The 14,349-nt window shown below is 50.9% G+C and carries 10 protein-coding genes; 2 read left to right on the forward strand and 8 right to left on the reverse strand.

Annotated features, from left to right (window positions below):
• Nucleotides 1-30 precede the first annotated feature (30 nt).
• The 3 genes from ssnA to mocA form a co-directional block, all read right to left on the reverse strand.
• Entirely contained in the window at nt 31-1,359 is a 1,329-nt protein-coding gene (gene ssnA / locus E0D98_RS00840; protein ID WP_000906276.1) for a putative aminohydrolase SsnA, read from the reverse strand.
• Between the two features lie 2 nt (nt 1,360-1,361).
• The gene (gene ygfK / locus E0D98_RS00845) at nt 1,362-4,460 is read right to left on the reverse strand and encodes a putative selenate reductase subunit YgfK (protein ID WP_000502429.1); all 3,099 of its coding nucleotides are present in this window, start codon (nt 4,458-4,460) and stop codon (nt 1,362-1,364) included.
• 321 nt (nt 4,461-4,781) lie between these two features.
• On the reverse strand, nt 4,782-5,360 hold the full coding sequence (gene mocA, locus E0D98_RS00850) for a molybdenum cofactor cytidylyltransferase (RefSeq protein ID WP_001272856.1): 579 nt from the start codon (nt 5,358-5,360) through the stop codon (nt 4,782-4,784).
• Nucleotides 5,361-5,462: 102 nt separating this feature from the next.
• Between mocA and yqeC the strand changes: the two genes are divergently transcribed.
• Entirely contained in the window at nt 5,463-6,233 is a 771-nt protein-coding gene (gene yqeC, locus E0D98_RS00855) for a selenium cofactor biosynthesis protein YqeC (RefSeq protein WP_001298920.1), read from the forward strand.
• Nucleotides 6,234-6,280: 47 nt separating this feature from the next.
• Entirely contained in the window at nt 6,281-7,906 is a 1,626-nt protein-coding gene (yqeB, locus tag E0D98_RS00860; RefSeq protein WP_001020374.1) for a selenium-dependent molybdenum cofactor biosynthesis protein YqeB, read from the forward strand.
• Between the two features lie 40 nt (nt 7,907-7,946).
• Here yqeB and arcC read toward each other — a convergent pair whose 3' ends face one another.
• From arcC to ygeW, 5 genes are read right to left on the reverse strand one after another with little or no spacing between them, the layout of a single operon-like run.
• Complete coding sequence (gene arcC / locus E0D98_RS00865; protein ID WP_000037992.1) at nt 7,947-8,879, reverse strand: carbamate kinase; 933 nt, start codon at nt 8,877-8,879, stop codon at nt 7,947-7,949.
• Between the two features lie 47 nt (nt 8,880-8,926).
• Nucleotides 8,927-10,312 (reverse strand): D-phenylhydantoinase, encoded by a 1,386-nt coding sequence (gene hyuA / locus E0D98_RS00870; protein ID WP_001264452.1) that lies wholly within the window; start codon nt 10,310-10,312, stop codon nt 8,927-8,929.
• A 52-nt stretch (nt 10,313-10,364) separates the two neighbouring features.
• Nucleotides 10,365-11,576: a YgeY family selenium metabolism-linked hydrolase gene (locus E0D98_RS00875; RefSeq protein WP_001107117.1), complete on the reverse strand. Its 1,212-nt coding sequence runs from the start codon at nt 11,574-11,576 to the stop codon at nt 10,365-10,367.
• Nucleotides 11,577-11,633: 57 nt separating this feature from the next.
• The gene (gene dpaL / locus E0D98_RS00880; RefSeq protein WP_000110492.1) at nt 11,634-12,830 is read right to left on the reverse strand and encodes a diaminopropionate ammonia-lyase; all 1,197 of its coding nucleotides are present in this window, start codon (nt 12,828-12,830) and stop codon (nt 11,634-11,636) included.
• A 57-nt stretch (nt 12,831-12,887) separates the two neighbouring features.
• On the reverse strand, nt 12,888-14,075 hold the full coding sequence (gene ygeW / locus E0D98_RS00885; RefSeq protein ID WP_001303128.1) for a knotted carbamoyltransferase YgeW: 1,188 nt from the start codon (nt 14,073-14,075) through the stop codon (nt 12,888-12,890).
• Nucleotides 14,076-14,349: the final 274 nt, after the last annotated feature.

Below are 14,349 nucleotides of genomic sequence, written 5' to 3' on the forward strand. Positions count from 1 at the left end.
TCTTCCCTGCGGGAAGAGGGCATCTGTCATTTATGCCAGCGCATCCATCCGACGCCACATACTGGCAGCGGCTTTTCTGGCTTGTGCATAAATGGAATCGCAATCGAAGTTAAACTGACGGTCTTCATAGACCATCACACCATTGACCATCACGCTGTGAACGCTGCCTGAGCCCATACCGAAAGCGATATGCCCGGCGATATTGTCTGCCAGCAGCGGCGTCGGTGAGTTGTAATCGCAAATGGTTAAATCAGCTTTGTAACCGGCTTCCAGAAGTCCAAATTTCGCGCCAAAGTTGCGGCTCATCAGTTCGTTACCGTTAGTCAGGGCTTTGGCAAAACTGTCAGGCCACAGCGGACCACCCGCATCGCGATGTTTAAAGAAGGCAAATTTCATCTCTTCAAACATGTCCGAACCAATGCCGTCCGTTCCCAACGCCAGATTGCGGATGTCGCTAAGGTGATGGTTGTAGCCGACATGGTTGTTCATGTTTGAACGGGCGTTATGCACCAGGAACGCATCGCGCTGATTGAGTAGGGCGATGTCATCTTTCGACAAGTACAGCCCATGAGCGACCAGCGTTTTGCTATCGATGAGATCGAATTGCGCCAGTCGTGCCAGCAGGTCTTTGCCGTACCAGTGGTGACTGTAGGAAACGTCGTAAAGGTCTTCCGCAGCGTGAATATGCAAACCACGGCCTGTGGCTTTCACGGCTTCACGTAGCATCTCCAGACCGGCATCTGGCACGGTAAACGGCGCGTGAGCACCGATATGTGCTTCCACCAGATACGGCTCGGTTGCTGCTTTCTTCGCCTCATCAATCTGACGGGCGAAGCGGATGTTTTCTTCTACACCTTCCTGCAACTCTTTGATGCCGTTGTTACGGTCAGTAGTTTCAAAACAGGTCATCGCGCGCAGGCCAACTTTTAAAAATGCGTCGCGCAATGTGGAGAGCGACCCGCCGATATACGCCGGAGAGGCATGGTGATCGATAACCGATGTACATCCGCTCTTAATCGCTTCCAGGGAACAAATCAGCCCGCTGTAATAGAGCGACTCTTCATCAAGGGCGCGATCGAGCCGCCACCAGAGATTTTTCAGCGTTGAGATGAAATCCGGGCAGGGGGCGATGTTTGCCATAATTCCGCGGGAAAGCCCCGAGTAAAAATGGTTGTGCGAGCAGACAATTCCCGGCATCACAATCCGACCATGCATCTCTTTGTAGCTGGCATCGGGGTAGCGTTGCGTCAGGGCATCGCCGATAGCGACAATCACATCATTTTCGATAGCGATATCAACGCCTTCCTGCACTTTCGCCGGGTGTAACTGCACTGCGGTGACATTCTTCAGAATCAACATGATTACACCTCCACGCGGCCCAGCAGATAATGATGATGCTGGTGGACATGGCTGATGATGCGGCACATATCGTTCAGCTCCGGTGGTACGTTGTTGAACTGACCTTCGCTGTCGATGTTTAACACCCAGCTTTGGTTATTCAGTCGTACTCGTACCCGGCAATCTTCCACAAGGAAGCCTGGGTTGCTGCTGTTATCAAAGTCTTGCGCCAGGCTGAAAACGGTGATTTTGTCTTTGTATGGTTTACCGTTCCACGGACAGAACTGAGCGCAGTTGCCGCATTCGTTACAGTAAGCGTCGAGGTGCAGCGTCTGGAATCTATTCTGGAAGCCTGGGACCGCAATGGAGACGTTGGCGCGGTTCGGGCAGACATCCACACACTTGCTGCAAACGTAGTTACATTCGAGGCAGCGAGCGGCTTCCTGGGCGACAAACGCGTCACGATCGTCACTGTTCACCAGAGTGATAGAGATATCGCCTTTACGTTGATAGATTTCCGCCGGATTGACGTTGTTCCAGTATTTATCGTTCTGGTGGGAACGGATATTTTCCCGACTAAGGATGGCATCGGTCGCCCGACGCGCGGTTCCGACAGCAGCGACAATGGAGGATGGTCCGCGCTGTACGTCGCCGATCATAAAGACGTCAGTCAGACGAGTTTCGCCATTGTGGTCGACGTCTGGCCAGCCGTTTTTGTCCAGCGGCACGCCCATCGCATTCAGGGCTTCAGTATCCTGCTGTTCACCAATGGCGGTGATCAGGCTGTCTACATGCAGTGTTACTGTTTCGTTGGTTTCAACCGGACGGCGACGGCCTTTCTCATCGGGTTCGCCAAGCGACATAACGCGCAAGGTTAAGGTGCCATCAGCATCGAAACGTTCCGGATTATTCAGGAAACGGAACTCCACGCCGTCGTGCAACGCTTCTTCATACTCTTCGCGCCATGCGGGCATCTCTTGCAGTGAACGACGGTAAACGATCGTTGCTTTTTCTACGCCTGGAACGCGTAACGCCGCACGAGCGCAGTCCATTGCGGTGTTACCCGCCCCGACAACGACCACATGTTTGCCCAGCTTGAGCGCTGTACCCTTGTTGTATTCACGCAGGAAGGGGAGTGATTTCCAAACATTTTGGTTGTCACCCGCCAGTTTCACACCGCTATTTTTATCAGTGCCGGTGGCAATCAGAACATAGTGGAAGCCCTGATTTTTTAACTGTTCAACGGTCAAATCGGGTGAGCAGCCATACTCAAATTTCACGCCGTGATCGGCAACAAAATCGATATCGTGCTGAATTAACTCAGCCGGAATACGGAACTGAGGAATGATATTTTTCACCACGCCGCCCGCATTGGCTTCGCGTTCAAACAGCGTAACCGGATGGCCCGCTCTGGCAAGGAAGTAACCTGCTGCCAGACCCGCCGGACCTGCACCAATCACGGCAACCGGATGGCGTGAACCAGAACCGGCTGGTTTGTGCCAGCGTTGCTTATATTCATCCCAACCTTTTTCCAGCGCGACTTTTTTCAGTTCGCGGATATTCAGCGCACTGTCGTAATCCAGGCGGGTACAGTTGTATTGGCACTGGTGATCGCAAATATGACCGGTAATGGCGGGCAGAGCGTTGCGTTGGTAGATGAGTTCCAGCGCGTCGGCATAGCGGTGTTCGCCAAGCAGACGGATGTATTCCGGAATATCTTGCTTGATAGCGCAGGCAGTAACACAGGGGGCAACGTAGCAATCGGTCAGCGGCAGGTCTTCTGCCACTTCAATACGCTCTTCTGGCTTCCAGTGTTTCTGGGTGTATTCCATGGTTAACGCATCTGCTGCCAGTCTGTTCAGTCGTTCGACGTCAACATGGTCAAGTCCCCAGGCGTCGGAGCCTTCCAGCTCGCGCATGCAGGCACTTAAGCGCAAATAGCCGCCAGGTTTCAGCAGGTCGGTTGCCATAGTAATAGGGCGAATACCTGTATCAAAAATATCGCGGATAGTCAGCTGACTGGCACCACCGGAATAAGAAATGGGCAGTTTGCCGTCAAAGGCGCGAGAGAGAACTGCTGCAACATTGATGGAGAGCGGGAACAGCGCACGGCCTGACATATACATCTCTTCACCAGGCAGTGCGCCTTTATTGTTGATGGTGCCGAGAGTGTTAGTCAGTTTTACGCCAAAGCCGAGTGATTTTTCTTTTGCCAGTGCCATCAGGCGTTCCAGCATTTCCAGTGCTTGCGTCAGCTTGAGGTCGTGATCAAATGACTCTTCTTTTAAGCCTATGTAACCGAAACCGCAGACATCGAGGATCTCACGAACACGCGCGTATCCCAGTAAGGTCGGGTTAAGTTTCACAAAGGTGTTGAGCCCTTTTTCTTCCAGCATGTAGCGGCAAATGGCTTCGATTTCATGCGGAGGACAGCCGTGCATGGTGGAGAGGGTGACGCCCTGCACCATACTGGTGGGGATGCGAGCGGGTAAGGCTTGCAAGCTTTCGCGTTTTTCCTGCAATCCGTGGCGGGCTAAAAATGCGTCATCCTGGAGTAATTTATTCAGCGTATCGCGATATTGCGCGAATTTCGGATGGTCAGATGCGTCCATCATATTGTCGATGAACTGTTGCATTGGCGGTTGCTTAATACCTTCGAGGTTGTAACCGACGCTCATATTAAAGATGAACGATTTACCGGAATCAGAAGGCTGGAACATCGCTTCGAGAAGGTGCAGGGCAAACCAGGCTTTGAGGTATTCATCCCAGGCTTTAAGCAGGGTAAATTCGGTAGACCATTCGGTGTTAAAGCACTCGTCTTCGGCATCGATACAGGGCTTTTCCAGCTCCAGGCGGTCAAGAATTTGGACGGTTTTTAGTTCGATGAAGCGTCCGCCAGTCAGCCAGGAAGTGACAATATTTTGCGCGAGCTGCGTGTGCGGGCCAGCGGCAGGGCCGACGGGAGTGGCACAGGTTTCACCGAAGACGCTAACAGTTTTACCTTTTACAGGTGAGTAAAACTGTTGCTCGGGAATACCAAAGATTGAGCGTTGTTGTTGGTATTCATCAAATATGCGCGTCAAAAGTTCCTCAAACGGAATGGGACGCATAATATCCCCCATAACCCTCTCCTTAGCTTATACAGATATCATTGAGTGACCGGTGTTGAGAAATCCGGTGGTTTAGGGGGATAGAGCAACAATCGCACCACTCTTGCCAGGTTTGGCGGGAAATATAAAAAAATGTGAGGCGGCTCGAAACTTAAAGGCTTTTTGTGAATGAACTCACAGGTGCCAAATGAGAATTAAAATCACTCCTGAAAATTATTATTGTCAGCCCATTTATCACTTTTTCTCTTTTCTCAAAATCAGTGATTCCTTATCATTATGATAAAGAGTGCTGGAGAGATTAAATATTTGAACGCAATCGTTTAACTACATTTTCTAAATTTTAGTATACCTTTTTTGCGCTGTAATAAAGTCGTCCGGAGTATCAATATCTAAAATTATTTCTGCATTTTCTATCTCGACGGAATAATGAGCTCCCATAAGGAGTGCCTGACGCATATTGGTGACATTGGGTCGTTGGATTGCCTGCATCAAGCATGGTTTTGACACTAAAATCGGATGGCCGGGGATGCCATTATGGAGTGGCAGTATTGCGCCATCATTTCGTAACGACCAGATTTTTCTAAAAATATCGATGGTGAGGGTTGGCATGTCACCGTGGGTGAGAAAACAATGTTCTGTTTGCACTGCGGGTACTGCGGCCTTTACTGATGTTAGTAAACCCTGCGCATAATCTGGGTTGTGGATAATAGTGATATTGCTCTGGTTCGCATAACGTTCGTGCAGTTCATTACCACGATAGCCGGTGACTAAAATAATTCGGCTACAAAACTGCAACGCATTTTTGATACTTGTATCAAGAATTGTCCCCTGTTGCCAGGGTAACATCATTTTCCATTGCCCCATTCTTGATGATAATCCGGCAGCGGTAATTATACAGTCGATGGCTGACATAGTGGTTCCATTATTTATAGGGGCTAATAACGCCTGATAATTGCGTTACTTCCTGATGGATTAAGTTGGGGATAATTTATCCCAGAGAGGTCATAAAGACTCGTGAAAAGTATAGTTGACCCATCGGCATTAGTCATTGATTTAGGTGCGCAGAAACGTCCCACTGTGATTTCTGTTGTTGGTGCTGGGGGGAAAACCAGCTTGCTTTTTTGGCTGGCAGAACTGCTCCAGGCTAGCGGCAGGCGTGTGTTAATCACGACGACGACACATATGTTTATGCCAACGTCTCACTGGCCCGTGGTTTTCTGTCGTGATCCCGCCATGCTTCCTCATGCGTCTCTTACATCCCCCATTTCATTTTGTTTTCACAGCTGGAAAGCGAACCAGGGAAAAGTGCAGGGATTTACGCCAGAAGCGATTGATGCACTGGTGCAACGACCAGAGTGTGACGTAATTCTCATTGAAGCAGATGGCTCGCGTGGAATGCCGTTAAAAGCGCCTGATGAGCACGAACCTTGCATACCCAAAAGCAGTTGCTGCGTGATTGCTGTGATGGGAGGACATACTTTGGGCGCGAAAGTGAGCACAGAAAATGTCCATCGCTGGTCGCAGTTTGCTGATATTACCGGGTTAACACCTGATGCAACCTTGCAACTGAGCGATCTCGTTGCGCTGGTTCGCCACCCTCAGGGGGCGTTTAAAAACGTACCGCAAGGTTGTCGGCGAGTCTGGTTCATTAACCGTTTTTCTCAATGTGAGAATGCGATTGCACAAAGCGAGCTCCTTCAACCGCTGCAACAACACGACGTAGAGGCAATCTGGCTGGGCGATATACAAGAACATCCTGCAATCGCGCGCAGATTTGTGAATTAGCGGCCCGGGTATTCCGGGTTACTGAAAGGATATCCATTGAGGTTGGTATGAATATTTTCACAGAGGCTGCAAAACTCGAAGAGCAAAATTGTCCGTTTGCGATGGCGCAAATTGTTGATAGCCGAGGCTCGACTCCCCGCCATTCTGCACAAATGTTAGTGCGCGCCGATGGTTCTATCGTCGGTACAATTGGTGGCGGAATGGTTGAGCGGAAGGTGATTGAAGAGTCACTTCAGGCATTGCAGGAACGTAAGCCGCGATTATTCCATGGACGTATGGCTCGTAACGGTGCGGATGCTGTCGGGTCAGATTGTGGAGGTGCAATGTCAGTATTTATCAGCGTCCATGGTATGCGTCCACGTCTGGTGTTGATTGGCGCGGGGCATGTCAACCGGGCGATAGCCCAGAGTGCGGCGCTATTAGGATTTGATATTGCCGTTGCCGATATTTATCGCGAAAGCCTCAATCCTGAACTATTCCCTCCATCAACCACGCTTCTCCATGCTGAGTCGTTTGGTGCAGCAGTGGAAGCACTGGATATTCGCCCTGATAATTTTGTCCTGATTGCCACGAATAATCAGGATCGTGAAGCCCTCGACAAACTCATTGAACAGCCCATTGCATGGTTGGGGTTGCTGGCAAGTCGCCGCAAGGTTCAGCTTTTCCTGCGTCAATTGCGTGAGAAAGGCGTGGCTGAAGAACATATTGCCCGTTTACATGCGCCCGTTGGTTACAACATAGGTGCGGAAACGCCGCAGGAGATCGCCATCAGCGTGCTGGCAGAAATATTACAGGTGAAAAATAACGCGCCGGGTGGGCTGATGATGAAACCTTCTCATCCTTCCGGACACCAGCTGGTGGTGATTCGCGGTGCGGGAGATATCGCCAGTGGTGTGGCGCTACGTCTGTATCATGCGGGTTTTAAAGTGATCATGCTGGAAGTGGAAAAACCGACAGTGATTCGTTGTACCGTGGCGTTTGCCCAGGCCGTGTTCGATGGCGAAATGACGGTCGAAGGCGTTACTGCTCGCCTGGCAACCAGCTCTGCGGAAGCGATGAAACTTACCGAACGCGGATTCATCCCTGTGATGGCAGATCCCGCCTGTTCATTGCTTGATGAACTGAAACCGCTTTGCGTGGTGGACGCTATTCTGGCGAAACAGAATTTGGGAACGCGGGCAGATATGGCACCAGTAACAATCGCGCTTGGGCCGGGCTTTACTGCAGGGAAGGATTGTCATGCGGTAATTGAAACAAATCGCGGGCACTGGCTCGGTCAGGTGATTTACTCTGGTTGTGCGCAGGAGAATACCGGTGTTCCTGGCAATATTATGGGGCATACCACCCGACGGGTGATCCGTGCTCCTGCTGCAGGCATTATGCGATCCAACGTGAAATTAGGCGATCTGGTGAAAGAGGGCGATGTGATTGCCTGGATTGGTGAGCATGAAATTAAAGCACCGTTGACGGGGATGGTGCGTGGCTTGTTGAACGACGGCCTGGCAGTGGTCGGTGGTTTTAAAATTGGTGATATCGATCCTCGTGGTGAAACGGCTGATTTCACCAGCGTTTCTGATAAAGCCCGGGCGATTGGCGGCGGCGTACTTGAGGCGTTAATGATGTTGATGCATCAGGGCGTGAAAGCGACAAAAGAAGTGCTGGAAGTGGCTTAAATGAAAATGGCCGGATGGTATTACCCACCCGGCCTTAAAATTACTGACAAATCACCGTTCCGGTTTTGCCTTCAATCCCCTCTTTCGCTTTGCTCAATACGGTAATCAGTGCTTCACGACCTGCGCGAGAGCGAGCAAACGAGGCGGCAGCTTCCACTTTAGGCAGCATAGAACCTTTCGCAAAATGACCTTCTTCGATAAAGCGTTCAGCATCACTTAATGACAGGCGATCGAGCCACTGTTCATTCTCTTTACCGAAGTTAATGGCCACTTTTTCTACCGCAGTCAGAATGATCAGCATATCGGCATCAATCATTTCTGCTAAACGGGCGCTGGCCCAGTCTTTATCGATAACCGCGCTGGCACCACGCAGATGGTTACCTTCACGAATAACAGGAATACCACCACCGCCAACGGTGATCACCACCTGGCCTGCATCTACCAGAGCTTTAACCGTTTCTTTTTCAATAATATCAACCGGTTTTGGCGAGGCAACAACACGGCGATAGCCGCGACCAGCATCTTCTTTCAGAGTGTAACCCTGTTTTGTCAGTTGCTCTGCTTCTTGCTCGGTAAAGAACGAACCGATCGGCTTGGTCGGGTTGAGGAATGCCGGATCGTTAGCGTCGACTTCGACCTGAGTAACCAGCGTTGCTACCGGTTTATTAATGCCCCGAGAAAGCAGTTCTTCTCTTAAGGCGTTTTGTAGATCGTAACCAATATAACCCTGGCTTAAGGCAACGCAGACAGACATCGGCAGCATTGGCGAGTGCGCTTCAGTTTTTGCAGCAGCTTCAAAGGCCTGGTTAATCATGCCCACCTGCGGCCCGTTACCATGAGTGACGATAACTTCATGTCCCTGGGCAATTAAATCAACAATTGCCTGAGAAGTAATTTTTACCGCTTTCATTTGTCCGGCCAGGTCATCGCCCAGCGCATTCCCGCCCAGGGCGAGAACAATTTTCTTACTCATTTTTCCTCACTCATCATTCTTGATTGTGTATAGATCCCTGACAGTGGTTAGAGCACGGGAGGGACAAACGGTTTGCGTCGCAGGAAACGACCTCGCCCGGCTTTGCCTGTAAAGGTGCCGTCACAGAAAATCGTTTCACCACGGGATAAGGTTCTGACAATCGCGCCCTGACAGGTAAAACCCTCCCATGGCGAGTAGTCGGCGTTGTCGTGGAGATGGCGATGCTGAATTTGTTGGCTCTGACGTGGGTCGATAATCACCACGTCGCCATCGGAACCGGGCGCTAATAATCCTTTTTGCGGCCACAGGCCAAACAGCCTGGCGGGCATTGCGCTGGTTAATTCAACAAAGCGTTCCGGTGTTATACGTCCCGTCATCACGCCACTGGAAAACAGTAACTGCATGCGGTTTTCCACACCGGGTAAGCCATTTGGGCAGCGACTGAAATCGCCTTTAGAAATTTGCAGGCGTTGAGCCATCGAGAAGGTGCAGTGATCGGTCGCCACCACGTCAATCGCACCATCGCTGATGCCACACCACAGTTTGTCCTGCTCGCGTACGTTACGCAGCGGTGGGCTAAGAATGAACTTCATGCCGTCTTCTGTATCGTAACTGCGTTCGTCCAACAGGAGATATTGTGGGCAGGTTTCAACCCAGACTGGCTGGTGATTCGCACGGGCAAGACGCAGATAATCCAGACCTAAGCCGTTAGACAGGTGCACGATATAGAGCGGGGCGTTACCGGCAATTTGTGCCAGGTTAATCATGCGGGCGATGGCTTCCGCTTCGCATTCCAGAGGGCGACTCAAGGCATGATAGCGCGGCGCGGTTAACCCTGCGGCGATAAATTCCGCCCGCTTGCTGGCGATAGCCGCATCATTTTCCGGGTGCACGGTGGTCAGCGCGCCGGATTCATGCAGACGGCGTAATGCCTGCAAAACCTCGTCATCGTTGAGTTTGTATTGATAGGTTAAATAGAGTTTAAAACTGCTCAGTCCTTCCTCGACCATCATCGGGATTTCGTCGAGGATTGCGTGATTAATGTGCTGGATCACACCGTGAAAGCTGTAATCGATGACCGCTTTATGGGCGGCATAACCACGATAAACCTCCAGTTGATGGCGTAACCGACAGCCGTTTGGGCCAAATCCCATATGGTCAATAATGGTTGTTGTACCGCCACACGCAGCTGCGCGGGTACCGGTAAAAAAATCATCACAACTGCGCGCGATGCCGACATCAATATTGAAATGCGTATGGACATCCACGCCGCCAGGGAAAACGTAACAGCCAGTGGCATCAATTTCTTCATACGGGAGCTGCGGCGAAATATTGTTGCCCAACTGGCGAACAATCCCGCTTTCAATCAGCAAATCCTGTTTGGCTTGTCCATCTGCGTTAACGACAGTGCCGTTTTTGATCAATACGCGCATAGCAAACTCCAAAAACCCTCCGGCGAACCGGAGGGGAATAAGTGAAGAGTAATTACTCTGTTGCCAGCCAGCTTAACGGGATTGCAGCGTACATCGCGGCACAGGTCACCAGGTGAGATTTCCAGGTTTTTTCGTTAGGTGCATGCGCTTCAGGTTCTTTACCCGGGCCAAAGCCGATCACCGGAATGCCGTGACGGCCCATGATAGATACGCCGTTAGTTGAGAAGGTCCACTTATCAACAACCGGCGCTTTGCCAAACAGCCCTTCGTAGGCATTCACCAGTGCTTTAACGGTGAAGTGATCTTCTTCCACTTTCCAGGTCGGGAAGTAGCATTCGGTTGGGTAAACCAGGCCAGTCCAGGACGGACGGTCGTAGTTGTACATAGAAACAACCGCGTTAGCTTTCTGTACTGCAGGCAGGGCGCGGATTTCGTCCAGCGCGCCTTCCCAGGTTTCGCCCCAGGTCAGACGGCGGTCAATAGAGACGGCGCAGCTATCTGCTACAGCGCAACGGCTTGGGGATGTGAAGAAGATTTCAGAAACGGTGAGGGTGCCTTTGCCGAGGAATTCGTCATAACCCAGACGTTGGGAGAGTTCTTGTAATTCGCCAAGAATCGGACCCATTTTGAAAATGGCGTTGTCACCGCGTTCTGGCGCAGAACCGTGGCAGCTAACACCCTGAACATCAATACGAATTTCCATACGACCGCGCTGACCACGGTATATCTGGCAGTCGGTTGGTTCGGTACTGACCACAAATTCCGGGCGAATGCCGGATTGTTCAATAATGTACTGCCAGCACAGACCGTCGCAGTCTTCTTCCTGCACAGTACCGGTAACCAGCAGGGTATATTCATCTTCCAGACCGAGGTCTTTAATGATTTTACCGGCATAAACCATAGATGCCATGCCGCCTTCCTGGTCGGAAGTACCGCGACCACCGATTAGCTCATCAGTTTCCATGCCTTCGTACGGATCGAAGTCCCAGTTTTTGATGTTGCCAATGCCGACGGTATCGATATGAGCGTCCATTGCCACCAGACGCGGGCCGTGGCCGATATAACCGAGAACGTTGCCCATCGGGTCGATTTCAACTTTATCGAAGCCGACTTTTTCCATCTCTTCTTTAATACGATGTACTACGCGTTTTTCGTCGCAGCTTTCACTGGGAATAGCAACCATGTCGCGCAGGAAGCGAGTCATGTCCGCCTGGTAATCTTTTGCTTTTTCAAGAATCAGTTTGAATGGAATATTCTTAGCCATTATTTTTCTCCAGATTTTTTACTCCCCGTTTTGCAGGGAGTAGTTCCAATAGAGTGATTAAGGTGCTACAGCGTGTTTGCCTTCCCAGACAACTTCGCGGTAGTGCTTCATGTCGGTGTCGCCTTCAGTGCTGATAACCAGCACCACGGCATCTTTGTTCAGCGCCAGTTTTTCCATCAGGCTTTGACGTTGCGGGTGATAATGAACCGCTGCGAGAACGCCCAAACCGACAGCGCCGGATTCACCGGAGATGATGCGCGGGTCGTTGCCGTACGGATTACCCAGCACGCGCATACCTAATGCGGCAACGCTGTCCTGGCAGGAGATGAATTGGGTGGCGCAGTTACGTAGGATTTCCCAGCCCAGCGGGTTAGGTTCGCCACAGGCCAGGCCTGCCATGATGGTGGCCATATCACCGCCAACGTTGACGATGTCGCCTTTGACGCCGGAGCGATAAATACAGTCAGCTTTGTCAGGTTCAACAATAATGCTGTGCAGATTTTGCGGGCTATAGACGTCGACCAGATAACCCAGCACACCACCGGCCATTGCTCCGACACCGGCTTGCAGCAGAACGTGCGTCGGGGTTACGCCCATTTCACGCATTTGCTCGACGGCTTCATCTGCCAGGGTTGCGTAGCCTTGCATGATCCAGGTTGGGATTTTGGTGTAACCTTCCCATGCCGTGTCCTGTACCACTTCCCAGCCGTGCTGCTGCGCGTGTTGCATGGTCAGGCGAACGGTATCGTCATAGTTCATATCTGTGACGATGCACTCGGCACCGAGGTTCAGAATGGCGTCAACGCGTTCCTGAGCAGAACCTTTCGGCATGTAAATCACCGCATTCTGTCCGAGTTGCTGCGCTGCCCACGCCACACCGCGCCCGTGGTTGCCGTCGGTGGTGGTCGCGAAAGTCATTTTTTCGCCGATGGCATTTTTCAGGTGCTCAAATGACAGCGTTTCGATATCAAGATGATATTTTTCACACAATAATTGAGCGATAGCGTACGCACCGCCGAGCATTTTGAAGGCGTTCAGACCGAATCGTTTTGATTCGTCTTTGACAAGAATTTTCTTCACCCCAAAAAGGTTTGCGAGATCGTCCAGCGCACAAAGCGGTGTTGGGCGATAACCAGCTATTTTCTGGTGGAACTGGCGCGCCAGTTTGGCCTGGCTTTGCGAAAAGAGCGGTGATGTTTCGCCGTTGAAAAATTTGTTATCGGCGATATCAATCTTCAATGAGAAAACGGACATATCCTATCCTTTTGGCCTCTGGAAATAGAGGGCCGACCAGCTGATCGGCCCGAGGGGTTATTTCACGCGTTCTTGCGCTTCTTTCAGCAGTTGCTCGAGCAGTGCACCTGGTTTGGCGTATTTACGGGACAGGATCATCGCGGCGATGATATAAGGCTTCCAGCTGGCTTCTTTGTAGGTAGCGATACGGTATTTTTCGAATACGCCTTCAGTCACTTCCCCTTCTTTGCAGGATACGCCGCTGATATCAGCTGGCAGGCAGTGCATGTACAGGGCTTCGCCATCACGGGTCAGTTCCATCATCTCTTCAGTACAATGCCAGTCTTTGTGTTGCGCGTTCTGTGCCAGACACTGTTTTTCCAGTGCTTTTAAGCCTTCGTGATCGTTAGCGCGCAGCAATTCGGTACGCTGTTCCATCACTTTGTAAGGTGCCCATGACTTCGGATAAACGATGTCTGCATCTTTGAACGCTTCTTCCATGCTGGTGACCTGACGGAAGCTACCGCCAGATGCTTTAGCATTGTTTTTCGCCACTTCAACCACATCCGGGATCAGGTCGTAGCCTTCCGGATGGGCCAGGGTGACATCCATACCGAAGCGAGTCATCAGACCGATGATGCCTTGTGGTACAGAGAGCGGTTTGCCATAGCTTGGAGAGTAGGCCCAGGTCATGGCGATTTTTTTACCTTTCAGGTTTTCCAGTGAACCAAAGTGTTCACGTAACCACGCGAGGTCAGCCATTGACTGAGTCGGGTGGTCAATATCGCATTGCAGGTTCACTAAAGCCGGACGCTGTGGCAGTACACCCTGCTTGTAACCGTCATCAAGTGCAGCGCCAACTTCACGCATATAGGCGTTGCCTGCGCCCAGATACATATCGTCGCGAATACCAATAGCGTCGGCGCAGAAGGAGATCATATTGGCGGTTTCACGCACGGTTTCGCCGTGAGCGATTTGTGATTTGCCTTCGTCGAGATCTTGTTGTGCAAGGCCGAGCAGGTTAAGCGCGGAAGCATAAGAGAAGCGGGTACGGGTGGAGTTGTCGCGGAATACGGAAATACCTAATCCACTATTAAAGACTTTGGTTGAGATGTTTTCAGCACGCAGTGCTTTTAATGCTGCGGCAACGTCCAGTACTTGTTTCAGTTCATCTGGCGTCTGTTCCCACGTTAACAAAAAATCTTTCTCGTGAAGGTGAGAGGTCAGCGAATTGATATCCTTAATCAGCTCATTAACAGTTTTCATCATAAAGTCCCGGTAGTGGAATGACAGGCAAAGTGGTTTATTTCACTGTGACTTGCCAAAGTGATTGGTGTTTTCACAGCTATACCTGGGACTAACAATAAGTGTGCCAGAATTATCCACGGGGCTGCAAAAGACTAATTTGACGGATAATGTGTGGGGTTGATCACAAATTGATGCCAGCTTCCGGTTGTTTGTAAAATACGAAAACGTTTGGCTTTTTTTATCGCGTTATTTATTTGCTGCTAAGTATCAGAAATAAGATAAAGGGACAGGC

The organism is Escherichia sp. KCJ4928, assembly GCF_004352695.1.
Lineage (GTDB): Bacteria > Pseudomonadota > Gammaproteobacteria > Enterobacterales > Enterobacteriaceae > ECMA0423.